Origin of the sequence: Kitasatospora sp. MAA4, from assembly GCF_029893355.1 — a bacterium.
GTDB lineage: Bacteria > Actinomycetota > Actinomycetes > Streptomycetales > Streptomycetaceae > Kitasatospora.
In genome coordinates this window covers 147356-173413 of record NZ_JARZAI010000006.1, presented here as the reverse complement: position 1 = coordinate 173413, position 26058 = coordinate 147356, and the positions used below count along the sequence as shown (strand labels likewise).

The 26058-nt window shown below is 68.1% G+C and carries 21 protein-coding genes and 1 tRNA gene; 5 read left to right on the top strand and 17 right to left on the bottom strand.

Translation table 11 applies throughout. From position 1 onward, the window contains the following. Positions 1 to 36: 36 nt before the first annotated feature. The 6 genes from P3T37_RS10845 to P3T37_RS10820 form a co-directional block, all read right to left on the bottom strand. Positions 37 to 807, bottom strand: a complete 771-nt coding sequence (locus tag P3T37_RS10845; protein ID WP_280723300.1) for a DUF6339 family protein — start codon at positions 805 to 807, stop codon at positions 37 to 39. Further along, positions 807 to 1709 (bottom strand): hypothetical protein, encoded by a 903-nt coding sequence (locus P3T37_RS10840; protein WP_280723299.1) that lies wholly within the window; start codon positions 1707 to 1709, stop codon positions 807 to 809. The genes P3T37_RS10845 and P3T37_RS10840 overlap by 1 nt, the downstream gene beginning before the upstream one ends. Continuing rightward, positions 1706 to 3595: a hypothetical protein gene (locus tag P3T37_RS10835; protein WP_280723298.1), complete on the bottom strand. Its 1890-nt coding sequence runs from the start codon at positions 3593 to 3595 to the stop codon at positions 1706 to 1708. Before P3T37_RS10835 ends, P3T37_RS10840 begins: the two co-directional genes overlap by 4 nt. Further along, on the bottom strand, positions 3592 to 4608 hold the full coding sequence (locus tag P3T37_RS10830; protein WP_280723297.1) for a PD-(D/E)XK motif protein: 1017 nt from the start codon (positions 4606 to 4608) through the stop codon (positions 3592 to 3594). The genes P3T37_RS10835 and P3T37_RS10830 overlap by 4 nt, the downstream gene beginning before the upstream one ends. Beyond that, positions 4605 to 7193: a Z1 domain-containing protein gene (locus tag P3T37_RS10825; protein ID WP_280723296.1), complete on the bottom strand. Its 2589-nt coding sequence runs from the start codon at positions 7191 to 7193 to the stop codon at positions 4605 to 4607. The genes P3T37_RS10830 and P3T37_RS10825 overlap by 4 nt, the downstream gene beginning before the upstream one ends. A 131-nt stretch (positions 7194 to 7324) precedes the next feature. Further along, positions 7325 to 8593 (bottom strand): DNA cytosine methyltransferase, encoded by a 1269-nt coding sequence (locus P3T37_RS10820; RefSeq protein WP_280723295.1) that lies wholly within the window; start codon positions 8591 to 8593, stop codon positions 7325 to 7327. A 318-nt stretch (positions 8594 to 8911) separates the two neighbouring features. Between P3T37_RS10820 and P3T37_RS10815 the strand changes: the two genes are divergently transcribed. Beyond that, positions 8912 to 9577, top strand: a complete 666-nt coding sequence (locus tag P3T37_RS10815) for a very short patch repair endonuclease (RefSeq protein WP_280723294.1) — start codon at positions 8912 to 8914, stop codon at positions 9575 to 9577. A 117-nt stretch (positions 9578 to 9694) separates the two neighbouring features. On the opposite strand, the gene P3T37_RS10810 is transcribed toward P3T37_RS10815, so the two are convergent. From P3T37_RS10810 to P3T37_RS10790, 5 genes are all read right to left on the bottom strand, one after another. After that, positions 9695 to 11704: an ATP-binding protein gene (locus tag P3T37_RS10810; protein WP_280723293.1), complete on the bottom strand. Its 2010-nt coding sequence runs from the start codon at positions 11702 to 11704 to the stop codon at positions 9695 to 9697. A gap of 553 nt (positions 11705 to 12257) precedes the next feature. Continuing rightward, positions 12258 to 12347, bottom strand: a tRNA-Ser gene (locus P3T37_RS10805). A gap of 56 nt (positions 12348 to 12403) precedes the next feature. Continuing rightward, positions 12404 to 12913, bottom strand: a complete 510-nt coding sequence (gene tadA / locus P3T37_RS10800; protein WP_280723292.1) for a tRNA adenosine(34) deaminase TadA — start codon at positions 12911 to 12913, stop codon at positions 12404 to 12406. Positions 12914 to 12960: 47 nt separating this feature from the next. Beyond that, the gene (locus P3T37_RS10795) at positions 12961 to 13533 is read right to left on the bottom strand and encodes a hypothetical protein (RefSeq protein ID WP_280723291.1); all 573 of its coding nucleotides are present in this window, start codon (positions 13531 to 13533) and stop codon (positions 12961 to 12963) included. 230 nt (positions 13534 to 13763) lie between these two features. Beyond that, a complete protein-coding gene (locus tag P3T37_RS10790; protein WP_280723290.1) occupies positions 13764 to 13982 on the bottom strand; it encodes a hypothetical protein in 219 nt (72 codons plus the stop codon). Positions 13983 to 14123: 141 nt separating this feature from the next. Between P3T37_RS10790 and upp the strand changes: the two genes are divergently transcribed. Then, positions 14124 to 14759, top strand: coding sequence for a uracil phosphoribosyltransferase (gene upp / locus P3T37_RS10785; protein WP_280723289.1), 636 nt, complete (start codon positions 14124 to 14126; stop codon positions 14757 to 14759). Between the two features lie 71 nt (positions 14760 to 14830). On the opposite strand, the gene P3T37_RS10780 is transcribed toward upp, so the two are convergent. The 4 genes from P3T37_RS10780 to P3T37_RS10765 all read right to left on the bottom strand — a co-directional run bounded on the left by P3T37_RS10780 (position 14831) and on the right by P3T37_RS10765 (position 18353). Next, positions 14831 to 15568 (bottom strand): LytR C-terminal domain-containing protein, encoded by a 738-nt coding sequence (locus P3T37_RS10780; RefSeq protein WP_280723288.1) that lies wholly within the window; start codon positions 15566 to 15568, stop codon positions 14831 to 14833. A 305-nt stretch (positions 15569 to 15873) separates the two neighbouring features. Then, positions 15874 to 16170, bottom strand: coding sequence for a type II toxin-antitoxin system VapB family antitoxin (locus tag P3T37_RS10775; RefSeq protein ID WP_030061387.1), 297 nt, complete (start codon positions 16168 to 16170; stop codon positions 15874 to 15876). A 191-nt stretch (positions 16171 to 16361) separates the two neighbouring features. Further along, entirely contained in the window at positions 16362 to 17528 is a 1167-nt protein-coding gene (locus P3T37_RS10770; protein WP_280723287.1) for a hypothetical protein, read from the bottom strand. A 90-nt stretch (positions 17529 to 17618) separates the two neighbouring features. Beyond that, positions 17619 to 18353: a rhomboid family intramembrane serine protease gene (locus tag P3T37_RS10765; protein ID WP_280723286.1), complete on the bottom strand. Its 735-nt coding sequence runs from the start codon at positions 18351 to 18353 to the stop codon at positions 17619 to 17621. Between the two features lie 116 nt (positions 18354 to 18469). Here P3T37_RS10765 and P3T37_RS10760 point away from each other — a divergent pair, with 116 nt between their 5' ends. Both P3T37_RS10760 and P3T37_RS10755 read left to right on the top strand, forming a co-directional pair. Next, on the top strand, positions 18470 to 21262 hold the full coding sequence (locus P3T37_RS10760) for a lectin (protein WP_280723285.1): 2793 nt from the start codon (positions 18470 to 18472) through the stop codon (positions 21260 to 21262). Positions 21263 to 21308: 46 nt separating this feature from the next. Then, the gene (locus tag P3T37_RS10755; protein ID WP_280723284.1) at positions 21309 to 23516 is read left to right on the top strand and encodes an MMPL family transporter; all 2208 of its coding nucleotides are present in this window, start codon (positions 21309 to 21311) and stop codon (positions 23514 to 23516) included. Positions 23517 to 23525: 9 nt separating this feature from the next. Here P3T37_RS10755 and P3T37_RS10750 read toward each other — a convergent pair whose 3' ends face one another. Further along, the gene (locus P3T37_RS10750; RefSeq protein ID WP_280723283.1) at positions 23526 to 24281 is read right to left on the bottom strand and encodes a class I SAM-dependent methyltransferase; all 756 of its coding nucleotides are present in this window, start codon (positions 24279 to 24281) and stop codon (positions 23526 to 23528) included. Between the two features lie 123 nt (positions 24282 to 24404). Here P3T37_RS10750 and P3T37_RS10745 point away from each other — a divergent pair, with 123 nt between their 5' ends. Then, a complete protein-coding gene (locus tag P3T37_RS10745; RefSeq protein ID WP_280723282.1) occupies positions 24405 to 24956 on the top strand; it encodes a GNAT family N-acetyltransferase in 552 nt (183 codons plus the stop codon). 7 nt (positions 24957 to 24963) lie between these two features. Here P3T37_RS10745 and P3T37_RS10740 read toward each other — a convergent pair whose 3' ends face one another. Continuing rightward, entirely contained in the window at positions 24964 to 25902 is a 939-nt protein-coding gene (locus P3T37_RS10740; RefSeq protein WP_280723281.1) for an AraC family transcriptional regulator, read from the bottom strand. Positions 25903 to 26058 lie beyond the last annotated feature (156 nt).

Here is a 26058-nt window from a genome sequence, read left to right as displayed (position 1 = left end):
AGGGTTTGGTAGAGACTGGCAGCGCCGATGGCCCCGTCAGGCTCCCTGGGTCATGGCTCGCAGCGACTCGTCGGCTAGAGCCCCGAGCTCCTCATCGAGGTCATTGGACGAGAGCGAGTCGAACGAAATGAAGGCTTGAAGCCTCAGAACCCTCTTCAGTAGGTCGCGAAGGAAATCGCGCTCGCTCACCTCGTCTCGAGGCACATCGATTGCTTGCCAGACTCTGAGGATGCCGCGAACCAGGTGGGGGCTACCGCCGATGGAAGTCCGACGGGCGTAAATCTGGTCGAAGGCTGACTCGCCGAGTACGGAGAGGGCGGCGTACAGGTCTTCGCGCTCGGCCTCACTGTCGTGAACGAGATGGGCTCGCCACCACAAACGACCGAATACGTGCCGGGTAACGTCGGTGCCCAGGACACGGTCACGGTGGAGATCGGTGTACCGCCACGCGGCGACGTCGGGCATCGCCACCAGCGAGAGGAACGCCCACAGGTCGCCGGCGACGGCCTCGGCCGGGATGATCCCTGAGTCTCGATGGAGGATCTCGGCCGCGGCGATGTCGAACATGGCGGCTTGCTTGCGGTTGTGCGGAGCGGGGAACCCCCTCGCCTCGGCCGCTTGGACGATCGTGGCGCGAAGGTCCCTTAGCTGGGCGGTAGGCAGTCTGACACCGCCCGTAGCGGCGTAGAACATCGCCGTATGTGACAGTTCGGCGTGGCTCCGGAGTTCCTGTGGGGACTGACCCAGAAACGTCTCCCGCAGTTCCTTGGCCGCTCCGGTGAGAAGCCGAGGGAAGAGGTAGACCATCACGACTCCTTCGCGAAGAGGCCGACGGCACTCTGGACACGGGCTGACAAGAGCGAAGGGTCACTACGCCGCATACTTCGCAGGGAGGCCAAGGTCATGCCGGGAAGATGAGTGCGAACGACGCCGAGGAGCATGTGGCCGAGGGCGTCGGTCTCGAAGACCGAGTCATCGTCGAGGTCCTCGTTGGCGATCGTGTGCTCGATCAGGAGACGTACGACATCCTGACGGAGCGCTGAGTGGATCAGTTTCTCCGCGTGTCTCGCTTTCTCAGCCTTGCGCATGGCGTCCAGTACGACGGTGGTCCTGCTGTTGACGAGCAGGAGCACCGCACCCATGGTCGCGGCTTCGAGATTCGGCCCGACGTCCAGATACCAAGGGGCGTCCTCTGGATAACCCGCCTTTCCGAAGTCCACGACGGCCATTGGGAACTGTGAGGCGTCACCTTGGAGGCGCACCTGGGCGTCACGGTGCCACAGGACGGACCCGGCGCGGCGTGGGCCGGTCGGGTCGGGGTTGTCCAGGCGTGAGGGGAGGACGAGTTGGGTGTCGATGGACAGAACACCGCCGCTGTCCCGTCCGAGGACCGTGAAGGCCAGGTGTACCGATCGGGTCCCTACCCCCTGCAACGGCCTGTCCGCGGCGAGCATGCGCAGCCCGGAGCCGGACGAGTTCCAGACGACTGTGAGGGCGAGTTCGGCCTCGACGGGCAGCGCCGCCGTCTCCCGGACCTTGTCCAGATCCACTTCGACGGTGCACTCGAAGTCCAGGTCTCGCTGGTAGTCCCAATCGACTATCGAGGGTGGGAGCGGGACGCCTTCGCCATCTTCTTGTCTGAGGAACCAACCGCCGGTGGCGACGGCGTCCGGGTGTGGCCTGCGGTATGGGTAGGCGCGGCGGTTCACGTGGGCCCGTCCTTCCGGTCCGAGCTCACAGCGATCTCAGTGACGGTGTCCGGAGCCGGTTTGACGACGAGGGCCCAGATCCTCCCGTCGCCTCCTGGCACGTGGAGCTCCTCGGATCTCGAGATGTCTCCGGTGTCGGAGCGCCACCCCAGTACCGTGGGAACGGAAGCACCGATCGGTGGCTCGCTTTCCCTACCTAGAACATCGCTTAGCGCTACGGCGAGCCGGCCCCGCACCGCCTGCTCTCCTGCGTCGAGGAGTTCGAACCGCTGGATGAGGACCGCGTTGCCGTCGATGGTGTCGTGGAAGGGTTCCTCCAGATAGCGCAGACGCGCTCCCCGCCTGCCGTGGTGTCCGGTGCCGGGTGTCTGGCCCCCACTGACAGCCCCACCGCTGTCCTGCCCCTCGGTGCTGGCTTTCTGCCAGTTGGCGGGACCAATGGCAGTGGGGTCAGGGCCAGTGGGAAAGGCTGCCGAGCCGCCCTGCCCCGGTGCTCCCGCCATGAGTCCGGCCATGAGCTTGCTCATGCCGGCCAACGAGACACCGTCACCGGCGTTGTTGACAACTGCCGTGGGCCCTGACGCCTCCTTCATCGCGTCAGAGATCTTTTTGAGGGCGTGTCTCGCGAGCCGGCGGTCGTCGCCGCTCAACCTGTCGACCATCCAGTTGTCGTGACTGGCCGGCTCCGTCGCCGCGAAGATCCGGTCCATCGTCGGATCCGCTCGGAATACCGCCGCGTATCCGCCGTGCTCTTCGTAGAAGGGCGGGCCCTCGAGGTATCGGACGACGAGGTCGACGGGACGCATGAGACAGGTATGGTGCAGGCGCTCCCCGATGCCGGCCTCCTGTGCGACCCTCGGTGGCGGGCCGGGAGGCGCGATGAACTTGCGGACGCCGATGCGTCCGAGGGGCCGTCCCATCGTCTTGTGCTCGATGACTCTGTCCATCTCTCCATGCGCCCACAGAAAGGGCCGCAGGTGAGGTACCTCCGACGGCCGAGGGACGGGTATCTCCACGCCGTCGCGGGTGACGGAGAAGCGCATAGGGGAGCTTCCACCCTCTGGAAGCATCTTGGGCCAGAGGTTCCAGACCATTGCGTCGACGATCCACTGCATCGCCTCGCTGTCGTCCCGCTCGCCGAAATCGGGGTCGACGACGGCGACGGTGGTGCCGGTCCCGTCGGCCGGGAACGGCTTGAGGCCGAGCTTCCGCGCCATCTCGTCGGCCTCCTCGCCCACGAGAGGTTCGACGTAGCCGTCCTGTACACGCCCCCAGTAGTGCCGGCCGGTGAAGGTCTTGGGGCCGTCGACGGTATCCGTGCTGTAACTCTCGTGAACAGCCCAGCCGATGAGCCGTGTCTCGAACCCGTCGCCAACCCGACAGCGAGTGTGGACGAGCACGGTGTGCGGCCCGGATACGAGGTGGAAGACCACCTTGCCGTAGCCGTACGTACCGCCGCGGCTGTCCAGGTCTTGGGAACTGCCAGTTTTGCGGACGAAGGAGACGAAGTTGGAGTCGCCGTCGGCGACGACGTCGGCACGTGTGGGGCCGCCAAGCCCCTTCGTGCCGGTGTCCGTGACGGTCAGGACGCGTATGACCGGGCGGGCGAGGGAGGCTCGCAGACGGAGGTGTTCGACGGTGGGAGCGTTCTCCAACAGCAGATCGCGCCACACCGGGGCCTCGCTCGGTCCGAGCGTACGCAGCCCGATTCGATAGTCGACCGGTACGTCGCCGCAACGGGCGTCCCAGCTGTTCTGGGCCGACTCTCGGACCAGCAGCGTGACGGGGTCCATCTCGGTCGCGTCGAGATTCCTGAGGATGCCCTCGGCCGCACCGCCGCCACCCGGCCCGTACGACTCCGACAGCCAGCGTGGCGATGTGGTCACGTCGTTTCCCCCAAGAGCCGGAGCATGGTGGTCACCACGGCTGCGTCCAACGGCTCGGAACGAGCACCTGCCAGGTCGACCGTGTACCGGACGTCGAGGACCCCGGCCGGCACCTCTCCGCTGAACACCGAGCCCGTGGTGAGCCGTGGAAACCTGTCGTCGACGCAGTACCAGCGATCCTCGACAAGGGAGAGACGGGGCCCGTTCCGATGCTCGTCGTCCGAGAGCCGATATCCGACGGACGCGAGCTTAGAGAGCAGAGCGGCTTCGTCGTCACACAGTTCCATGGCCCGGGCGACGAGTTCGCCGAGCGTGCTTCCTCCCGGGTGCGACTCGAAGCGGTGCCAGGCGAGAAGGAGGTCTCCTCCTGCCGGGGCCTCCAGTTGGTCCAAACCGTGGACCTGGAAGACGCGGCGCTCGGAGACCGTGATGCTGCTCTTCACTTCCAGCGCGTGCTTGCCGTCGGTGAAGTCGTGGCGCTCGCCATTAGGTCCGACCCAATGGCGAACCGCTCCGGGGTCCTCCTGCAGCAACCGGGTCAGGACGAAGAGTTCGCCGAAGAGGCCGACGACCTGCTCGGTCGTGAGGGCTCGGGGGCTACTGCTGAACAGCTGCTTCCACCGCTCCACTACGGCTCGGGCGGTGCGGTAGGGGCGTTCGCCGTCGGCTTCCAACGCCACGAGGACGTCACCACACAACCCGGTGAAGACGTCGTCCAGTTCGCGTCTCGTGCAAGCTACGTCGGCGAAGCGTCCGTAGCTTTCCTCGTCCTCCAGAGGACGTTCCGAGATCCGGAGGGATGCGCTGACGAGTCCCGCCGAGACGCGCTGTCGTGACTTCAGCGGAACCAATAGGTGCCGCAGACCCGTACCGTCCATTGCGGCCAACAACGGCCCTTGCGCAGTCTGGACCGGCAGCGCAGAAGTCAGAACGGCCTGCCCCTCTGAGAGTGGAGTGGCCTCAAGACGGCGCCAGTGATCGTCCAGAACTATGCGAAGATCCGCCGTGCTCATCGGACGTCGTCCTCGAGCAGCATCGCCAACTCGTCACTGTCCAACTCGTCCTCCTCGAGGACGACGCCTGACAGGTTGGCGCTGTACCACTCGACCTCGCTGTCCTCGCCTCGGGGCAATGGGAAGACGAGACCGACGCCGATCACGTGGTCGACCGCGGCGAGCGGCTGACGACGTTCACGCCTAGTGGGCGACTCTCGATCGATGGGGTAGAGGGTGAGCAGACCGGTTTCCGGACACTGCGCCTGACGAGCCCTCTTGAGGGCAGCCTCGGTGACCTCTTCGAGTGCGCTCAAATCGAGGTCGACACCGGCGTCCCGGCGGCTCATGAGGGTCTTGATGTTCGCGGCCTCGGGACTGCTCGGGAGCTTCGCACGGAACACGCGGTCCACCGCGATGCCTGAGGCGAACTCGTAGCTGCTCTCCGCGGAACCGCTGAGCGGGGTGCCGATGATCGCGACGTTCCACCGCTTCAGGGCGCCTCCGCCGTGGGCCTTTACCCGCCGCTCGACGTAGCTGCGGATCAGGCCTGCGTTGCACTCCATCGACTTTTCATGGAAGCGGTAATTGCCGAGGAAGTCCAGGACCATGTCGTAGGGGACGTCGTGCAGCACATGGCGGCCCTCTGCGGAGCGGTCCTCGTGGCGGGCGCCGGCCTCGTGGAGGGCACGCTCGACGAGTTCACGCGCCGCAGCCTGGTTGGCGCGCAGCCAGTCTGCGTCGTGGGTGCGGAAGTAGCTGGTCTGAATCCGTTGGCCACCGTATGAGGCGCTGGCCTTGACCGCGTCCCGCATCTTGGCCGCTGCGGTGATCCGAAGTGAAGGGTGGTTGCGGAGCCGGACGGCGAATGACAAGGGCGTCTTGTCTTCGACCATGTACAGGTCGATGTCACGACGCATCTCGGACTCGACGGTGGCGATGTGACGGAACCAGTCGCGTAGCTCGTCGGTCATCCAGATTCGGGGCAAGTCAGCGTAACCGTCACGGAAACCGAACCAGCGCCCCATCTGGAGCAGAGTGTCGTAGGTGGAGGCGCCACGTACGAAGTAGCTCACTGCGAGGCCCTCAAGTGTGAGGCCACGAGAGAGGGTGTTGCCTCCGACCGCGATGGCCACCACCGGGCCGGTCTCGTAGTCGAGACGCTCGACGCTCTTGGAGTTGTCCAGGATGATCCGGCAGTCGTCGACGACCCCGGTCAATTTCGGGAGGAGCTCCTCGAAGAGCACCTTCTCCTCCCCGAAGTCCGGTTCCGTTCCAGGTACACGAGCCGTTTCCGAGTCCCACAGCTCACGCAGCTCGTTGAGGAGCGCATCGTCGCAGACCTTGATCATTTCAGAGGTTCGGCAACGGAAACGCTCGAGCGGCCCCTTGAAGCTCTCGTGAACCAGGGTGCTGACACTGGTGTGGACGAGCATCGTGGAATGCGGGACCCCGCGCCCGCGTACCCGGCGCGCGGCAGTGGCCAACCAGAAATAGAGGACGGCGGTCCGGAGGGCTCCGTCGATCTCTGGCGTGAAGTCCTCGATCTCGTCGCGGCAGGGCCGGACGAGCGGGATCTCTTCTTCTGGGACCGTGCGGATCATGTCGTAGCCGTCCGGCACGTCCTCAGGATCCTCACCATCGAGTGGTTCACGGCCGAAGAGGACCTCTGTCCCGAAGTGCCCGCGAGGCTTAGGCAAGTTGACGACGAAGTCCTGGGGATAGAGATCCTTGGCCGTCGGGTCGATGAGGAGGTTTGCGAACGGGGTCGCGGTGTAGCCGATGTAGCCACCGCGGGGGAACAGGTCGATGATCTCTCGGATCAGCGGGTTCGTTCGCTTGGAGGCGATGCTGGCCTGGTCTGCCTCGTCGTCGATGATGAGCGTCGGACAGTTCTTCAGGTAATCGGGGGCCTTCGCGAGCCAGTCCTTCAGCTTCACGAGCCGTGGCACGTTCTTCTTCACCACGCAGAGGACGTGCTGCTGGCTCTTGTGGGTGAAGAAGGCAGCCGGATTGCCGGCAGGGGGCTCGAAGTCGCCGTCCGGGCCCGTGAGGGGGTGCCATTGGTCGATGACCGGGTCGACGAGCTGACGTTCCAGCCGGAGCTGCGTCTGCCGGCGGAGGCCGTTGTGGACGCCCGCGAGGACGATGAAGAACTTGTACCCGGCGTCTGCGGCCTTGGCGATGAGAGCCGTGAAGTTGGTGGTCTTGCCGGACTGGACGTAGCCGACGACGAGTCCACGAGTGGAGAAGTCCTTCTCCATGGGGTGATCGAGCATCGAGACCACCTTGGTGGACGCCGCGTCCAGGTCCCGGAGGCCATCGTCGTCCCAGGACGGCTGCTTCCTCAACAGCTCCTGTAGGGCGGGCCAACACCGGTCGTCGTCCTGCGGCCCGACGTACCAGGTCTCGCGATTGTTGCGGACGACCGAACCGGGCTGACGCTTCTCCCGGATCTCGATGGTCTCCCGCTGGTGGCGCTCGGCGATGCGTTTGGCGAGATCATCGCTCATCCCGAAGAGCTTGATCGTTCCAAGGGCCTGCTCGGGAGTCTGAGTCTTAATCAGGCGCCGGAATGCCTCGTACTGCGCATCGAACTCGTCCACGGATCCCCTTAAGCCCCGCACCTCGGCCCGACACGGAACGTTGGCTCCACGCCGGACACACGACCTGACGACCGTACAGCAGCGACAGGGTCAGGCCACACGGATCGGTGCCGCCCGCAGACCTACCGCTGTCAGGCCGCGGTCAGGGCACGCTCCTTGGCGCGACGGCGGGTCTTAGTCGGCGTCGCCGGACGCTCGGCGGGCTGGGCGAGGAGAAGAGGCGCGAGATGTTCGGCGATGACACGGGCCAAGCCGACGGGGACGGCGTTGCCGATCTGCCGGGCGATCTCGTTCCGTGTGCCACACCACTTGAAGTCCATCGGGAAGCTCTGCAGAAGAGCCGCCTCCAGGTGCGTGATGGGACGGTGGAGCCACGGGTGGAGGTACCTCCCCTTCTCGGGCTTGAAGAACTCCGTGCGGATCGTCACGGACGGCTTGTTCCGGAACAACCGCCCCATGACATCAGCAGATCCGGTCTTGTGCTTCTTCCAGCAAGGGGAGAGCAGTTCCTCGGGGATGTCGAAGCGGTTCCCACCCTCCGGGATGGAGGCATAGCGCTGCATGGAATGCTCGGTGATGCCGTTCCGGCGGAGGTGGAGTTCATTCATGCTGAACGGTCCTTGGATCGCAGAGCCGTCGAACTTGCCTTCACGAATCGGCAGTTGTGGGTCGAGCTTCTTCAGAACGAGATCCGAGATCGTCTGCCAGACGGTCGACGGCTTGTTGGCGGAGGGGCCGGGGATCAAGAGGCTCTGCAGTTCGATCTCCGGTACATCGATGATTCGCCTGTCCGACCCGGGAGCTACGACCAGGTCTTTCCGCGCACCGACGAGGATCGTCCGCTTACGCCGCTGCGGCACGCCGTGGTCGTCCGCACTGATGAGATCGTGCCGGATGAGGTAGTCCGCAAGGAGCCCTCCGGGGCGGGTTTCGTTCACTAGCAGTTGGAACTCGGGGGCTCGCCTGAAGGCGTCGACGTTCTCCATCACGAAGAACTTCGGCCTGACGTCGGCGACGACGGTCAGGTAGTGGCGCCACAACTGGTTGCGCGCGTCGTCCGGGTCTTGGTTCCCGAGGCGGGAGAATCCCTGGCACGGCGGACCGCCGAGGACGATGTCAGCTCGGGGGATGCCGCCCTTCCGTTGTACCCACGCGGCGATGTCACCGTTGTGGACGTGAGAGCCGAAGTTGGCCGCGTAGGTCGCGGCCGCCGCGCGGTCGATCTCAACGGCGGCGATCGACTTGTAGACCTGACGTCCGTTGTGGCGGGCGTCTACGAACCCCTTGGTCAGCCCGCCACAGCCCGCGAAGAGATCGATCATGCGGAATCGACCGGAGGCGGGGAGGGTGCCGATGTCAGTCGGACTGAAGCCGCTGGTCGCGGAGGGGATGTCGGCCATGAGCGCACTCTAGCCGGCGAGGCATACCTGGTACAAGGCAGAGCCTGTATGACTCTACTACGTCGAACTTCCTTCGCGCCGGCCCCCATTTCGGTCACATCGGGCAGAGCCAACGCTTGCCACGGTTGGCCTTGCGAGCCTTATCGTCGGCTTTGAAGCACGCTCGACAGTGAGGGGACCTCAGTGACACCAGAGGGCAAGGGCAGGTCATCGGCGCCAGCCCTCCCCGACCGCATGTGGCGTCCGCGCCCAGGGCTCGACAGAGCGCAGCGGTCTCGGGAGCAGGACCGCACTGCGGGAGGCGCCGACTGTCGTTTGGTGGACGTCGGAGAAGGTCGCCTCCGACCAGCGAGCGTCGTCCTGAAGGGATCCATTCGCACCGGGCTGATCACTGCCGTCCTTCGCTGGTCCGTCGACGGCCGCTCGACGACCGTCCCGCTGGGGAAGCTCGACCGCCCCACCCGCGTCGAGAACCTTCGCGAGGGCTGGCGACTGGCGCGGGAAGCCGGGATGCTCTCGAAGCCGTCGGCCCCGGAGGACTCATGGGCCTCCTCCCCCGCCACACGGAAGTCGATGGTCGGGAATAAGGGCAGGGACACGAAACCGGAGCTGCGCCTCCGATCGCTACTCCACCGTGCCGGGCTCCGCTATCGGGTCTCAGCTCGGCCGATACCGTCACTTCGGCGGACGGCGGACGTGGTGTTCCCGAAGGCGAAGGTTGCCGTCTTCGTAGACGGTTGCTATTGGCACGGTTGTCCGGAACACCGGAGTGTGCCGGCGACGAACCGGGACTTCTGGGTTGAGAAGATCAAAGACACCAAGGCCCGAGACGCGGAGACGGTCCGCCTTCTGGAGAATTCCGGTTGGAAGGTGCTCAGGTTTTGGGAGCACACCCCGCCTGGCGAAGCAGCTCAACTTGTCATCGATGAGGTCGCCGCGGCTCGGAAAAGAATCAACACAGTCGGACCCGCCCTTCCCGAATGAATTGGTCGATGGTGTCACGCCAGAAGCAGTCAGTGGCGAATTAAGTAGGTAGATGACTAGGAGCTCCGGCTGCAATCAGTCGAAGCCCCTCGCGAAGCTGGCGGTGGCGATGAACTTCTAGTTCTCGGGATCTGTATTCGCTCCGTAGTCAACGTCCTGAGGTCCGACTCCATCTCGCCGCAGATGAACTCCCCTGTAGGCGCCACCCTCTAGGACGTCTCGGGTTCGGGCAACTTCTCTTTCTTTTCTGCTGAAGTGCGCATCTTCTACGTCGCCTTCAAGAATTGCGCGATAGTGTTCGTAGTACGTGCGGGCACGGGTCTGAATCTCCTGCCAAGAATAGAGTGCAGCGTCCTCGCGCTGCTCCCAGCTGGCCCGAAGGCCTGAGCTGATTTCAAATTTCTCACTGGAGATGAAGGCCATGAGTCCGACCTTCTGGGCGTCCCCCAAGCGGCGGGCATACTCTTCGAGATTGTAGAGATCATGAGTCGTGACAGCGTGGCCAGCTCGCTTAATTTCAATCACCACCAGTTCTCCATTTCCTGAGAGAGCGAGGAAGTCATACCGGCCCGCATACGCTGGGTCGATCAGATCTTCACGCCCCCAGTCTCGGAGTTTGGTAGTAATTCGCTTCTCTTCCGAGAATACCTGCCACTCGGGATTGATTAGCCAGGGGTAGTCGGCAATCAGGTCGTGGAGATTCTCCCGGCTCTTGCTGGATGCTGTTTCCGGAGCGTCGTCGACGATAAGTTCATAGAACTTGTCAATAATGTCAAGTCTCCCACGTACGACCTCCAATACCGCGCGACTTTCAAGAAGCTTCCAGTCGTGCATGTACTCCACCGCCTGTTGCAGCGCCAGGGGGTCTGATGCGGCAACGTCTAGCTCGGCTATGAAGTCGTGGAACTGCCGATATTCAAATGCGCGGAGGATGGTGTCTGCAAGTGGATCCACCCGGTCGCCTTCGGTGCCTGCTTTTCCGAGAAGCTCCAGAAATTTGTCCACCTGCTTGGCTGAGCTGCGATCGAGCCTGGCAATTCTCGCGGCAAAGGCCGGATTCGTTCCGACCTCGTCCTTGAGTTTCTGCCCTCGCTGCTCGATCCGCTCGCGTAGCAGTTTCCTTGTCAAGGCATCTCCCCATGCCTTCAACGGTACCGAGACATCGTCGTCCCAGTCGATTTCCTGCCTGTCTGTGGAAACTCGATCAGAGTCGTCATCGGATCCGGTGTCGAGATAGTCTGCCTCGATTACTCCGGTCAGATATTTAGTGCCGTGCTGTCCGCTTGCAGTTCCTTCGACGTCGAAGAAGTATGGAGGTGCTTGAGCGGTCTTGCCATTCACAATAACAGTGAAGCCTTGAAGTTCTTTGGGAAGCACGGTGTGACTGAATCCGGCCCACCATTTGATTGACTGTCCGGGTTCGATTTCGGTTGCGGCGTCGCCAGAGGCTGGCTCGCGCATATCAAAGGAAATATCCGGATCCGTTACCCGTTCCCCGTTGAGATAGATCTCCATCTCGCCTCGCACGGTGGCGCTGAAGCGGCGGGCTAGTGATCGATTGAGGCCCTCGATGCCAACGGGGGACTTGTGCTTGAGATCCTTCATCTCAATGCGAGTTCCACTGAGGTGGGGGAGTTCGGAGCTCTTCGGTGCGATAACTCCTGGAATTGCAACATCTTCTGTATGGTCAGAGTCTGTTTTAAGGGATTTGGCATCAAGTGTCAGGGTGCAGGCCTCTCCACCTCGCCACGTGGTGACCACCATAGTCCGAGCCAGGCCGAATCCAGCGAGCTTACCCACGCCCTTGCGGCCCATCACGCGCCTGCCATCGACCGTTCCCTGACCAGCGGATCGCCGATTTCTGCCGATTACTAGATAGTTCTTCTCAATCTCTTCGTCGCTCATCCCAGAGCCATCATCGGTCACCGTAAGGACGCTCGTTGTGGGGCTATAGGATTCTGCTCTTGGAATCTCGATGTCGACACGCTTTGCTCCCGCATCCCAGCAATTAGCCACGAGCTCCGCAATCGCTACGTCCCTTCTCTTATACATTTGGGTCCCAAGGTGCTCCAACGTTCGACCTAGCACGGTGATCTTGAAGTCTCGTGCGCGTGTCTCTGCAGCCATGGCGACACTCTACGGTCGCGCGGTCACCATTAGTAGCCTCCTTGCTCGGGAGTGGGACGGTGGGCGCGCCCTTCGTCAGGTCCCGCGACGTGGCTGCGTTGTCGTGCGCGACTCAGGCGTCGCCTTGCCGGAAGGGTACTGAGTGTTCCCCTCGGAGGTGGGCTGCGCCGCTCATCTCGCGCAGCCATCGAGGCGAGCGGTGGAGCCTTCTCGACTGTTCTCGGACCCGGTACGCCCGGGGTCTCACGCCGCGCGCCAGACTGCGGCCACCGTCGTGGTCATACTGGGTGGGCATCAGTGAGCGGGCGGTGACGGTTGTCATGGAGCGGTCGCCCGTGGCGATGGCCACTGCCGGCAAGCACATGGCCGCACAGTCCGGAACGGCATCGCCCAGCGGATCGGCGGTCTCGTCTGGAAGGTAGCGGCCGAGGGCGTTGAGGAGCCGTCAGGCGGGTCTGAAGCGGGTCCAGGAGCCAAAGCGGAACGGAAGCTGAGACGGCGAACGATGAAGGGCACCTACGAAATTTCGTAGGTGCCCTTCATCGTGCTGCTCTGGCGGTAGCGGTGGGATTCGAACCCACGGTGAAGTTGCCCCCACACACGCTTTCGAGGCGTGCTCCTTTGGCCGCTCGGACACGCTACCGAGGGAGACTCTACCGGACGGGTTGGGCTGGGTGGAAATCCGTTGTGGGAGCGGGGTCAGCGGTGGCCGTCGAAGAAGGTGCGGAGCTGGGTGGCGCAGGCGTCGGCGAGGACGCCGGGGATGACTTCGGGGCGGTGGTTGAGGCGGCGGTCGCGCATCACGTCGAAGAGGGAGCCGGCGGCGCCGGCCTTCTCGTCGAGGGCGCCGTAGACGACGCGGTCGATGCGGGAGAGGACGATGGCGCCGGCGCACATGGTGCAGGGTTCGAGGGTGACGACCAGGGTGCAGCCGGTCAGGCGCCACTCGCCGACGGCGGCGGCGGCCTGGCGGATGGCCTGGATCTCGGCGTGGGCGGTCGGGTCGGCGACGGCCTCGCGTTCGTTGTGGCCGCGGCCGAGGACGGTGCCGTCGGGGGCCAGCAGCAGCGCGCCGACCGGGACGTCTCCGGTGGGCAGGGCCAGGGCGGCCTCGGCGATGGCGAGGCGCATCGGCGCCGTCCAGCGGTCGCGTACCGGGTCGGGGCGTACGGGGGCCGGGAGCGGGGCGAGGTCGGGGCGGGGCTGCATCCCACCAGTGTCGGATATCCGGCAGCCCGTCCCGACCCCGCCCGTCGTCAGCGCACCGCCTCCAGGACCTCGGCGCAGCCCAGCGCGTCGGCGATCTCGCTGAGCGCCTCGCCGGGCTCGGCGCCTTCGCCGCTGAGGCCGAGCAGGTCGGGCGCGGAGATCCCGAACTCGCTCAGCAGCTCGGCGTCGCCGAGCGGGCCGACGGGGACGCCGCCGGGGCCGGTGGCCGGGCCGTCGTCCTCGTCCTCGTCGTCGGAGTCGGCGCCGCCCTCGGCGTCCTCACTGTCCTCCAGCTCGGTCACCAGGCTGTCGAGGTCGTCGAACTCACTGTCGCCGGCCCGTCCGACCAGCTCCTCGGTGAGGACGACGTCCCCGTAGGAGCTGCGGGCGGCAGCCGCGGCGTCCGACACGAAGATCCGTGGATCCTCCTCGCCGTCCACCCGGACGACGGCGAACCACGCGTCCTCCTGCTCGATGAACACCAGCACGGTGTTGTCGTCCTCTGCCGCTTCGCGTGCCAGGTCGGCAAGATCGGCAAGAGTTTCGACACTGTCCAACTCGGTCTCGCTCACATCCCACCCGTCCTCGGTGCGAGCAAGCACTGCAGCGAAGTACGCCACCAGGGACACTCCCAAATGGTCTCGGCCGTAGGCGATCTCGGGCGAACGCGGTCTGGCCGCCCCCGCACCAGAGGCGGTCCGCCTGTTCGGACCGTCCCATCGGCATCGTGACAGAAAGCCTGGCCTTGCGGGGGGTGTTCGGCAGCGCGTCTTTGCAGGTCGTGTCGGAATCGCAAGATCGGGGCGGCGTGTCGGGGTCGGGGTGGCGCGCGGGAGTGGCGCGCGGGGTCTCAGATCCGGAAGGTCCGCATGCGCAGAGCCTCGCGCATCCGGCGCTCCTTGGTCTTGCGCGGCTGGACCCGGGCCCGCAGTTCGCGGGCCTCGGCGAGCTCGCGCAGGAAGACGGCCCGCCGTCGCCGGCGCTGGGCCTCCGTCTCGGAGGGTGCGGCGCGCGGCTGGCCGGTGGGCTCCTCGGGGGGTCCGTCGACCGGGCCCGGGTTGCTCTTCATACGGTCTGACCTTCCCAGAAGTCCCGGTTTGATACCACAGGAGAGCCGTGGCACCTGTGGAGACCCGAGGGACGACAGGTGTGCGGACGAGTGCGGGCGCGGCGGTCGTACGGGTGTCCAGGCGCGGCTAGGCTCGGGAGTATGCGGATCCACGTCGTCGACCACCCCCTGGTGGCCCACAAGCTCTCCACGCTGCGCGATGAGCGCACCGACTCCCCGACCTTCCGTCGTCTCACCGACGAGCTGGTCACCCTGCTGGCCTACGAGGCCACTCGGGACGTGCGGACCGACGAGGTCGAGATCACCACCCCCGTCGCGGTCACGCTCGGCACCCGGCTCAGCTACCCGCGCCCGCTGGTGGTGCCGATCCTGCGGGCCGGCCTCGGCATGCTGGACGGCATGACCCGGCTGCTGCCGACCGCCGAGGTCGGCTTCCTGGGCATGGTGCGCAACGAGGAGACCCTGGAGGCCTCCACGTACGCCACCCGGATGCCGGACGACCTCTCCGGCCGTCAGGTGTACGTGCTGGACCCGATGCTGGCCACCGGCGGCACGCTGGTCGCCGCGATCCGGCTGCTGATCGAGCGCGGCGCCACCGACGTCACCGCCGTGGTGCTGCTGGCGGCGCCCGAGGGCATCGAGGTGCTGGAGAAGGAACTGGCGGGTCTGCCGGTCACGGTGGTCACCGCCGCACTGGACGAGCGCCTGAACGAGAACGGTTACATCGTGCCGGGCCTCGGGGACGCCGGGGACCGCCTCTACGGCACCGCGGGCTGAGGAAAAAGGAACGGACATGGTGAGGGCCTCAGCTCGGTGGAGCTGGGGCCCTCAGTCGTGTGTGGTGGCGGTCAGCAGCTGCCGGGGCCCGGGGAGGCGGACGGCGAGGGCTTCAGTGCCTGAGCCAGCGCGGCGGCTGCTGCGGTCGGGTCGAGCAGGGCGGTGTACGCGTCGCCGACGACGAAGTCCACGCTGCCGTCGGTCCGGGCGTCCGCCATCGAGGCGGCGCCGGCGACCTGGGAGCCGAGCAGGGTCGCCGCGCCGATCCCGGCCGGGCCGGCGATCAGTTCGGCGGTGCCGGGCAGCTTCTTGTCCAGGGCCGACGGGGCGTTGCCGACCTTGCCGACGGTGAAGCCGCGCTTCTTGAGCTCGTCGGCCGTCCGGGCTGCCAGGCCGGCCTTGTCGGTGGCGTTGTAGACGTTCACCGTGACGGTCTGCGGCTGCGGGATGGCGCTGGCCGCGGCGACCGGCAGCGGCGGGGCGGAGACGGCGGGCGAGGCCCCGGCCGTCTCACCCGCGGAGGGGGAAGCGGAGGCGGAAGCGGCGGGTGAGCCGGTGGCGGCGATCGGGGCGGCCAGCGGCTTGCCCGAGGGCGGTACGGACGCGCAGGCCTGCGCGGCGCCGTGCTTGGCCTTGCCGGTGAAGATGCCGACCAGCTGGACGCCGCCCAGCGCGATCAGCGCCAGGGCGAGCATCGAGCTGACGATCATCATGATCCGTCGGCCGCGGCGGGGCGGCGGGCCCAGGCGCGGGTAGCTGGTGCCGGTGACCCGGAACTGCTTCCCCTTCAAACCCTGGGGAGTCAACATGCTCACAGTCTGTCTCCCCTTGGTGGAAGGGCAGCCTTGGTGGCGGGCGAGGAATGCGGCCACCGAGGCGGAGAATCCGGAAACCCGGAGCGTGGCGCTGCCGTGGTCAGCAGCCTAGTCCGGTTTGCGACATGAAGGTAATAAATGATCATCATTTGGCGCAGAGGGACACTCGAAAGGGTGTACTGACGACCCGTTCGCCCGCCGTCCGGGTGAGGCGGGTGTTGACAGGACAGTCCTCATGGACGATCGCCATGAGGACTGTGGGAGGAGGGGAGGAGGGGGAGGAAAGGGAGGAGGGGTGGCTATTCCATTTCGAGCACGCGGGCGTGCAGCACCTGACGCTGCTGCAGGGCGGCGCGCACCGCGCGGTGCAGCCCGTCCTCCAGGTACAGGTCTCCGTGCCACTTCACCACGTGGGCGAAGAGGTCCCCGTAGAAGGTCGAATCCTCGGCCAGAAGGGTTTCCAGATCCAACTGGCCCTTGGTGGTCACCAGCTGGTCCAGTCGCACCGGGCGAGGGGCGACGTCCGCCCACTGGCGGGTGCTGGTCCGGCCGTGATCCGGGTACGGCCGCCCGTTGCCGATGCGCTTGAAGATCACACGGAAAGCCTACCGTTCCGGCGGGGCGTGGCACAGCAAGCTCGGCGTCCCGCGTTCCGGTTGGGGTGTCCGACCTGCGTCTATGGCGCGAACAGTGGACGAAGCACCGGTGTGCCGCAGTGGTCGTCGGGTTGTCCGGGTCGCGGGATTGCGGCGGTTTGATGGTGAATGTCACACCGGGCGGTGTTCGCCTAGCCGCGCAGTGCGGCTCCGATCCGGTCCATGGAGGAGAGCCGCATCAGGCCGTAGTTGTAGAACTCGACCTCGGGGACGCCCAGTTCGCGCAGCACGTTGATCTTCGCGGCCAGGTTGGCCACGCCGTCGCAGTCCTGGGCCATCGGGCGCAGGATCACGGCCAGGTCGGCCGGCCGGACGCCGTGCAGGGCGAAGGCGGCGACCTTCTCGCGGACCGCCTCCGGGGTCTTGGCGTAGCCGAGCGTCTCGATCTGCACGCCGGTGGCGGCCAGTGCGGGCAGGTCGATGCCGGAAAGCCAGCCGGCGCCGGGGCCGCTGCCGTCCATGAAGGTCAGCCGCATGCCGTGCTGCTCGGCCCGCTCGGCCAGTTCGGCGGTGAGCGAGGTGACCGTGGTCGTCCCGGCGTCGATGTACGCGGCCAGTGCGCCGCCCGCGAGCTGGTCCAGGGCGGCGGGCTGGGCGGCGGCCTGCTCGTCGGTCAGCCGGCGGCGGATCTCCGCGGCGGCGACGCGGCGCACCTCGGCGGCCGGGACGCCCAGTGCGTCGGCGGCGGCCAGGCAGTGCGGGCAGAAGCAGATGCCGAGCAGCGCCTCGGTCACCGGGCCGAGCTTCTCGAAGTAGCGCTCGTGGTGGTAGCCGTGCCGCAGGCCGTGGAAGTGCAGCGACTCGGCGCGGATCGCGTCGACGCCGTACCGGGCCAGTTCGTCCACCAGCGTGCCGGCGTACGCGCGGACCTCCGGGTTGGCCGGGCAGAGTTCGGTGAGGTGGCGGTCGCCGAAGGCGTTGGCGGGGGTGCAGTCGGGCTGCTGGAAGCCGAGCCGGTCGTTGTGGCAGAAGACGGTCCAGGCGTGCAGCTTGAGCCCGCGCCGGCCGGCCTCCTCGGCGGCCTCCGCGAACGGGTCGCGCTCGCCGATCGCCGCGGCCGCCCGGGGCACCAGTCGGCGGCCGGCCCAGCGGGCCGGGTCGGGCTGGAAGTACGCCGCGCCGGGCTCCAGGTAGCGGATCACCCGGTGCGGGTTGTGCGGGAAGACGTCGCGGGCCTCGTGGTAGACGGACGCCAGGGTGACGCCGCCGACGCCGGCCCGGTCGGTGAGGTTCCCGAAGAAGCCGTCCGCACCCTCGTCGATCAGGTCGGTGGCGAAGGCGAGGACGGAGGACTGCACGGCGCGGCTCCGGGGCAGAGGGGGCTGGACGGGGGCGGGAGGCCCACGCTAGCCGCCCGCTCCAGGATGGTCTATACCTGTGCCGGGTCGTCAGAGGCCGAGGTCGTCGAGTTCCTTGAGCAGGTCGGCGCGGGAGCCGGGCGCTGGGGAGGACTGGGCGGGAAGGGCGGGGCTCTTCGTACGGACCTCGCGCGGTTCACGGGGTTCGCGCGCCGCGCGGGGGCCGCGCTCGCGAAACAGCCAGGCCCCGGCGAGCCCGCCGACCAGGCCGCCGAGGTGGCCGAGCCAGCTGATCCCCGGCGTCCCCGGGACGGCCAGCGTGACGATATAGGCGAACGAGGCGCCCATCACCAGGCCGATCAGGCTGTCGATCAGGTGGCGGTCGAAGAGGCCGCGCAGCACCACGTAGCCGAAGTAGCCGAAGATCAGTCCGCTGGCGCCGACCGTGACGATGTCGCTGCGCTCGAAGACCCAGACCGCGAGTCCGCTGGTCAGCGTGATCAGCAGGGTGAGCGCGAGGAACTTCTTGACCCCGCGGTAGGCCGCCAGGAAGCCGAAGACGAAGAGCGGGCCCGAGTTGCCCTCCAGGTGCTGCCAGCTCAGGTGCAGGAAGGGCGCGGTGAACACGTCCGGCAGCCGGTCCAGCTGGTGCGCCTGGATCCCGAAGCGCTCGACCAGGAGGCCGCTGTCCGACCAGTTCCCGATCTGGACGGCCCAGATCAGGCAGAGGAACCCGAACATCACGAAGAAGGCCTTGCGGGCCTCCGCGATCAGCCGCGCCTCGGCGCTCTCGGTCCCAACGGTGTGTTTCCCGATGTCCGCCATGATCGATTCCCTCCCGGCCGGGTCAGTCCTACAAAACTGTAGGCCGGATCGGCCGGATGGGTGACTGTGCGCCTGTCCTGGCCGGCCGGGCTGGGCGCTGCCGTCACGATGAGTATATGAGCGCTCGTCAGATTGTCACGACTGGGCGGCTGGGTGCGATCGCACTGACAGCCTGTGCCGCCCTGCTGGCCGGCTCGGTCGCCGGGCCTGCCGGCGCCGCGCCGGCGCGCGGTGGCCGCACGGTCCGCGCCACTGTCAGCGACCCGGCCCAGTACGTCAACCCGTTCGTCGGCACCAAGCAGGGTGCCCCGGACTTCGGGAACGGCGGTGGCGCCGGCAACACCTTCCCCGGCGCCACCGCCCCGCTGGGCATGGTCCAGTGGAGCCCGGACACCGTCGACTACCAGCACGGCGGCTACCAGTACAACGACAACCGGATCCGCGGCTTCAGCCTCACCCACATCTCGGGGGCCGGCTGCGGCGACTACGGCAACATCCCCTTCATGCCGGTGCTGGGCAGCACCCCGGTCGGCCACTCCACCTTCACGCACGCCAACGAGTCGGCCTCCCCGGGTGCGTACGCGGTCACCTTCGACAACGGGGTGACCACCGAGCTGGCCGCCACCCAGCGCTCGGGCATCGCCCGCATCAGCTACCCGGCGGGTCAGACGGCCTCACTCACCATCGACGCGGGCAAGGCGTTCAACAGCGCCTCGGGGTCGGTGACGATCGGCGCCGACCGGGTCTCCGGCTACACCGACAGCGGCGGGTTCTGCGGGACCGGCAACCACTACCGGATCTACTTCACCGCGGTGTTCGACCGTCCGTTCAGCAAGGCGGGCATCGTCTCCAACGGGATCCTGGACACCACCCGGAAGACCGCGAGCGGGCGGACCGACGGCGTCGCCTCGCAGCCCGACAAGCCGATCGAGGGCCCCGGCGGCGGTACCGGCAGCCGGCCGCGGCAGGCCCGCCCGGTCCGTCCCGAGCTGGCCGAGACCGCCTCGAACGCGATGGCCCTGGTCTCCTTCGACACCAGCACCAACCGCTCGGTGACGGCGAAGGTCGGCCTCTCCTTCGTCAGCGCCGACAACGCCTGGGCCAACCTCACCGCCGAGCAGGGCGGGAACAGCTTCGACCAGGTGAAGGCCGGGAGCCGGGCCGCCTGGAACGACATGCTCGGCCGGATCGCCGTCGCCGGCGACAACGCGCAGGAGCTGCGGACCTTCTACACCGCGCTCTACCACGCGACGCTGGCCCCCGCCGTACTGAGCGACGTGGACGGCCGCTACCCGGGCTTCGACGGCGCGGTGCACACGACCGCGCGCGGGCACGTCCAGTACGCCGACTTCTCCGGCTGGGACGTCTACCGCTCGCAGGTCCAGCTGCTCGCCCTGCTGGCGCCCCAACAGGCCTCGGACATCGCCCAGTCGGTGCTCAACCAGGGCGCCCAGGCCGGGTACTTCGACCGCTGGACGCTGGCGAACGGGCCGACCGGCGTGATGATCGGCGACCCGCTGCCGATCATCGCCTCCGACATCCACGCCTTCGGCGGGACCGACTTCGACGCCTCCGACCTGGTCCGCCGCGCGGTTGCCGGCACCCGGGACCAGCGCCAGCGCGGCGGCATGGCGCCGTACGACGCGGAGGGCTTCGTCACGGTGGGCACCGACGGGGAGTACTGGACGGCCTCCGACACGCTGGAGTACGCGAGTTCGGACTTCGCGCTCGCCCAGCTGGCCGGGCGGCTCGGCGACACCGACACGCACGACGCCTTCCTGCACCGCTCGGCGAACTGGCGCAACCTCTTCAACACCACCAGCCACTACATCCAGCCGCGCAACGGCGACCACAGCTGGCCCAACTTCGACCCCACCTGGCAGGACGGCTTCGTCGAGGGCGACAGCGCGCAGTACACCTGGATGGTCCCCTACAACCAGCGCGGGCTCTTCGACGCGATCGGCGGCGACGGCGTGGTGACCAGCCGTCTGGACGGCTTCTTCCAGAAGCTCGACGCCGGCCCGAACGCGCCCAACGCGTACATGGGCAACGAGCCCTCGTTCAACACCCCCTGGGTGTACGACTACGCCGGCCGCCCGGACCGCACGCAGGACGTGGTGCGGCGGATCGTCACCACGCTGTTCTCCGACGCCCCCGACGGCGAGCCCGGCAACGACGACCTCGGCGAGATGTCCTCCTGGGTGGTGTGGGCCGCGCTCGGCATGTACCCGCAGGTCCCGGGCCGCGCGGAACTGGTGCTCGCCAGCCCGCTCTTCCCGCAGATCACCGTCACCCGCGGCAACGGCGTCTCGATCGACATCAGCGCGCCGGGCGCCTCGGACGCCGTCCGGTACGTGCACGGGCTGCGCGTGAACGGCGCTGACTCCCAGCGCCCGTGGACGGACGAGCAGTTGGTCTCCTCGGGCGGCACGCTGGAGTACACCCTGGCAGCGGACCCCGACCCCGGTTGGGGTCGCGCACCGCAGGACGCGCCGCCGTCCTTCGACGTCGGACCGGCCGTCGCGCACAGCGGCCAGGTCACCGGCCTGGCCGGGAAGTGCCTGGACGTCGAGGCCGGCGCGACCAAGGACGGCACGGCCGTCCAGCTCTGGGACTGCGACGGCACCGCCGCTCAGCACTGGACGGTGGCGCCGGACGGCTCGGTGCAGGCGCTGGGCAAGTGCCTGGACATCAGCAGCAGCGACGTGGCCGCCGGGACCAAGGTCCAGCTGTGGACCTGCAACGGGACGGGCGCCCAGCAGTGGTGGCCGCGGGCCGGTGGAGCGCTGCTGAACCCGCCGTCCGGACGCTGCCTGGACGTGCCGCAGAGCAACAGCGCGAGCGGGACCAAGCTGCAGATCTGGGACTGCAACGGGAGTGCCGCGCAGCAGTGGGCGGTGCCCGCCTGACGAGCGGGTTCATTCAGACACCACGACAACTCTTGGGAGGACGCGGATGACCACGTCGAACGCTGCGGGCAGGGTGCGCGGACTGCACGCGCTGGGTGAGTGGTGCGCGCGCCACTTCGTCGTGGTCATCGTCCTCTGGCTGGTCGCCCTCGGTGGTCTGCACGCCTTGCAGAACACCGTGGGCGGCACCTACTCCGACGACTTCTCACTGCCCGGCACCCAGTCGCACCAGGGGCTGGACGTGCTCAGCGCGCACGCGCCGAGCGCGGGCGGGATCAGCGCGCAGATCGTCCTGCACGACCCGAAGGGCCCGCTCACCGGCGTCGAGGACCAGGTCGGCCAGGCGGTCGCCTCGCTGCAGAAGCTCCCGCACGTGCTGGCCGCGGTGGACCCGCTGCCCTCGCCCGGGCAGACCTCGCCGCCGCCTGCCAACGCGGTCTCCCAGGACGGGACGATCGGCTACATCACCGTCCGCTTCGACACCAACCCCACCTCGCTGGGGCACTCGTACCTCACCGGGATCGACGAGGCCGTGGCGCCGATCCGGGCCGCCGGCGTCGATGTCGAGTACGGCGGGCCGCTCGGCGAGCTCGCCCGGCCCAAGGCCGCGGACCTGAGCAGCGAGGCGATCGGGTTCGCCGTCGCGATCGTGGTGCTGCTGATCGGGTTCGGCAGCGTGATCGCCGCCGGGCTACCGCTGGTCACCGCGCTGATCAGTGTGATCGTCGGACTGAGTTGCCTGAGCCTGCTGGCCGCCGCCTTCACCTTCGCGAGCGTGTCGCCGACCCTGGCCACCATGATCGGCCTCGGCGTCGGCATCGACTACGCCCTCTTCCTGATCACCCGGCACCGGCAGCAGCTGATCGACGGCGCCGATCCGGTGACGGGCGCAGGCCGGGCGGTGGCGACCAGCGGGCGCGCGGTGCTGGTCTCCGGCTGCACGGTGATCGTCGCGCTGGCCGGGCTGTACGTCTCCCGGGTCAGCTTCATCGGCAAGCTGGGTGCCGCCGCCGCGGTCACCGTGGTCACCGCGGTGCTCGGCGCGCTCACCCTGGTCCCGGCGCTGCTCGGCCTGGTCGGCCGGCGGATCGACCGCCTCCAGGTGCGCCCGCCGGTCGCCGAGGGCGGCGCGGAGGCGGGCTCGACGGAGCAGGGCGGCTGGCACCGGTACGCCCAGCGGGTGGAGCGCCGGCCGTGGTGGTTCCTGGCCGGGGGCGTGGTGGTGATCGGGATCCTGGCGATCCCGCTGTTCTCGATCAGACTCGGGCACATCGGCGACGGCGCGGACCCCACCAGCTTCACCGACCGCCGCGCGTACGACCTGATCTCCGAGGGCTTCGGGCCGGGGGCCAACGGCCCGCTCACCATCGTGGTCGACCAGAGCGCGGTGCCCTCCGCCGACCGCGCCGCACTCGCCGGCAAGCTCCAGACCGCTCTCACCGGGGTGCCCGACGCGGCGAGCATCAGCCCGTTGCAGCCCACCAGCGACGGTCAGGCGCTGGTGGGCACCGCGATCTCCACCGCCGCGCCGCAGGACCAGGCCACCACCCGGCTGTTCAACCACCTCAAGGACGACGTGCTGCCGCAGGCGGTGTCCGGCACCGCCGCCAAGGCCTACCTGACCGGGACGACCGCGGCCCAGGAGGACTTCCTGGAACTGATCTCCGCGCGGCTGCCGGTGATCATCGCGGTGGTGGTCGGGCTGGCCTTCCTGATCATCCTGATGGTGTTCCGCGGGCTGCTGGTGGCGGTCAAGGCCGCCGTGCTCAACCTGCTGTCGATCGCGGCCTCCTACGGTGTGGTGGTCGCGGTCTTCCAGTGGGGCTGGGGCGGGCCCGCGCTCGGGGTCTCCGGCACGGTGCCGATCGAGAGCTACGTGCCGATGATGATGTTCGCCATCGTCTTCGGGCTGAGCATGGACTACGAGGTCTTCCTGCTGTCCCGGGTGCACGAGACCTGGCTGCGCACCCAGGACAGCAAGGGCAGCGTCGCGCACGGGCTGGAGATCACCGCACGGGTGATCACCTGCGCCGCGCTGATCATGGTCAGCGTCTTCGCGGCGTTCATCCTCAGCCACAACATCGTGGTCAAGATGCTGGGCCTGGGCCTCTCGGTCAGCGTGCTGGTAGACGCCACCGTGGTCCGCCTGCTGCTCGTCCCCGCGGTGATGACCCTGCTCGGGCGGCACGCCTGGTGGCTGCCGCGCTGGCTGGACCGGATCGTGCCGCACGTGGAGGCCGAGGGCGAGGCGTGAGAGCGGCGGTCAGTTGCGGGCCTCGATCAGGAAACGGGTGGTGTGGGCGACGAAGGGGCCGTGGTGGCGGATCTGGTCGTGCAGGCGGCGGAGTTGGTCGCGGTAGCGGTCGACGGTGAAGTCGGGGACCATCCAGATCACCTTGCGCAGGAAGTAGATCACTGCGCCGATGTCGTTGAACTCGGTGCGCAGCGACTCCGAGCGGAGGTCGACCACGCGCAGGCCGGCCGCCTCGGCGGCTTGGCGGGCGTCGTCGGGGTGGCGGCCGCGGCGGACCTTCTCGGGCTGCGGGCCGAGGAAGTACTCGACCAGTTCGAAGACGCTGGACGGGCCGACCTGTTGGGAGAGATAGCTGCCGCCGGGACGCAGCACGCGGGCGATCTCCTCCCACCAGACGGTCACCGGGTGACGGCTGGTCACCAGGTCGAAGGCGTCGTCGGCGAAGGGCAGCGGCGGCTCGTCGGCGTCCGCGACCACCACGACGCCGCGCGGGTGGAGCAGTCGGGTGGCCTTCTCGACGTTCGGCGGCCAGGACTCGGTGGCCGCCGCCAGCGGGGGAAACCTCGCTGCGCCCGCGAGGACTTCGCCGCCGCCGGTCTGGATGTCCAGGGAGGCGGTGGCGTGGGCCAGCCGCTCGCTCATCAGGCGCTGGTAGCCCCAGGAGGGGCGCTCCTCGCGGGCCCGTCCGTCCAGCCAGGAGAAGTCCCAGCCGGCCACGGAGACCGACTCGGCCTCGGCGACCAGTTCCTCGAAGGTTCGTGACATGCCCGGATCGTTCCAGCTGGGGCTGCGAAACGGCCAGTTATTATCCGGTTTGGTGGGAAGTGTCGCCGACGGCCGGGGGAATTCCGGTTGCGGGTGCCGTCGGGGTCGGTCGAGGATCGGCGGATGACCTATACCGTTCGCCCCGTCCGGTCCGAGGAATGGCCGCTGGCCAGGGAGATCCGGCTGGCCGCGTTGCAGGATCCGGACGCGCACCTCGCCTTCCTGGACACCTATGAGGCCGCCGTGGCGCGACCCGAGCAGGTCTGGCGGGACCGTTGTGCGGCCGCCGAGGAGGGGCGGACGGTGCGCCAGTTCATCGGGCAGGACGCGGCCGGGCGCTGGCTGGGCACGGTCACCGTGCTCGTCGAACTGCCCGGCGACGAGGCGGCCTTCGGGGGGCCGCCGAGCGTGCCGCAGGCGCACATCGTCGGGGTCTACGTACGGCCGGAGGCGCGGGGCAGCGGTCTGGCGGAGGAGCTCTTCCGGGCTGCTGTGGCGTGGTCCTGGGCGCTGCCCGAACCGCGGGTGGAGCGGGTCCGGCTCTACACGCACGAGAAGAACCTCCGGGCCCAGGCGTTCTACGCGAAGGTCGGCTTCGTGCCGAGCGGGGTCACGGTGCCGGTCCCCGGTGACGAGTCGGCGCGGGAGATCGAGTTGGTCGCGCCGCGGGGGTAAGGGGGTGTTAGGCGGTTTGGGCCTGGCGGCGGTAGCTGCCGGGGGCCTGGCCGTAGGCGCGCTTGAAGGCCTTGCCGAAGGCGAACTCCGAGCCGTAGCCGGCCTGGGCGGCCACCGCGCTGAGCGGGACGTCGGCCTCCCGCAGCAGCTCGGCCGCCCGGGTCATCCGCCAGCTCTTCAGGTAGGAGAGCGGCGGTTCGCCGACCAGGGCGGCGAACCGCCGGGCGAAGGCCGCCCGGGAGAGGCCGGCCCGGGTGGCCAGCGACTCGACGGTCCAGGGCGCCGACGGATCGTCGTGGATCGCCGCCAGGGCCGGCGCGACCGCCGGATCGCGCAGCGCGGCGACCCAGCCGTCGGCGGCGGAGTCGGGCTGCTCCTCCAGCCAGGCCCGCAGGATGTAGAGCAGCAGCGAGTCGATCAGCGCCGGCACGATCCCGTCCGAGCCGATCCGCGGGTTGTCCAGCTCCGCGCCGAGCAGCTGGACGGCGGCGGCCAGTTCGGTGCGCCGCCCGTGCCGGGCCGGCAGGTGGATCACCTCGGGCAGCTGGCGGACCAGCGGGTGCGGGCGGCCCTGGTCCAGGTGGTAGCTGCCGCAGAGCAGGCTGGTGCGCGGGCCGTCGCCGCCGACCGAGACCGACCCGATCGGCCCGCCTTCGCAGTACTGCTCGGGCCGGGCCTCGGCGGCGGGGGAGGCGGGGTCGTCGGCGAGGATGTGGCCGCGGCCGTCCCGCAGGAACACCACGTCGCCCGGTCCCAGGGCGATCGGCTCCAGGGGTTCGGCCGCCTCCGACAGCGGGATCAGCCAGCAGGTGCCGTGCAGCACCACATGGAATCCCGCCCCCGCCACCGGTGGCAGCCGCAGCCCCCACGGCGCGCGGCCGTCGGTGCGCACCGAGGCCGGCCGTCCGGTCCGCATCGACGCCAACGCCTCGGTGAGGATGTCCATCTGTCGCTCCAGACTGTAGACCGACCGGCAATTGGGGGGCGGCGTCGCGGCCCGATGGCTCTCGCCTGGACGGCTTCTCCTCAGTCGCCGATGCTCCGCATGGACTCCTTCGTCGGCGCCGCCCAGACTCGGCCCTCGACCCGCTCCTTCACCCAC

Coding starts and splice junctions, on each gene's coding strand:
- P3T37_RS10845 (WP_280723300.1), bottom strand. CDS start 807: ATGGTCTACCTCTTCCCTCGGCTTCTCACCGGAGCGGCCAAGGAACTG.
- P3T37_RS10750 (WP_280723283.1), bottom strand. CDS start 24,281: ATGTCACGAACCTTCGAGGAACTGGTCGCCGAGGCCGAGTCGGTCTCC.
- P3T37_RS10810 (WP_280723293.1), bottom strand. CDS start 11,704: ATGGCTGCAGAGACACGCGCACGAGACTTCAAGATCACCGTGCTAGGT.
- P3T37_RS10760 (WP_280723285.1), top strand. CDS start 18,470: ATGAGCGCTCGTCAGATTGTCACGACTGGGCGGCTGGGTGCGATCGCA.
- P3T37_RS10740 (WP_280723281.1), bottom strand. CDS start 25,902: ATGGACATCCTCACCGAGGCGTTGGCGTCGATGCGGACCGGACGGCCG.
- P3T37_RS10745 (WP_280723282.1), top strand. CDS start 24,405: ATGACCTATACCGTTCGCCCCGTCCGGTCCGAGGAATGGCCGCTGGCC.
- P3T37_RS10765 (WP_280723286.1), bottom strand. CDS start 18,353: ATGGCGGACATCGGGAAACACACCGTTGGGACCGAGAGCGCCGAGGCG.
- P3T37_RS10790 (WP_280723290.1), bottom strand. CDS start 13,982: ATGAAGAGCAACCCGGGCCCGGTCGACGGACCCCCCGAGGAGCCCACC.
- P3T37_RS10830 (WP_280723297.1), bottom strand. CDS start 4,608: ATGAGCACGGCGGATCTTCGCATAGTTCTGGACGATCACTGGCGCCGT.
- P3T37_RS10820 (WP_280723295.1), bottom strand. CDS start 8,593: ATGGCCGACATCCCCTCCGCGACCAGCGGCTTCAGTCCGACTGACATC.
- upp (WP_280723289.1), top strand. CDS start 14,124: ATGCGGATCCACGTCGTCGACCACCCCCTGGTGGCCCACAAGCTCTCC.
- P3T37_RS10755 (WP_280723284.1), top strand. CDS start 21,309: ATGACCACGTCGAACGCTGCGGGCAGGGTGCGCGGACTGCACGCGCTG.
- tadA (WP_280723292.1), bottom strand. CDS start 12,913: ATGCAGCCCCGCCCCGACCTCGCCCCGCTCCCGGCCCCCGTACGCCCC.
- P3T37_RS10780 (WP_280723288.1), bottom strand. CDS start 15,568: ATGTTGACTCCCCAGGGTTTGAAGGGGAAGCAGTTCCGGGTCACCGGC.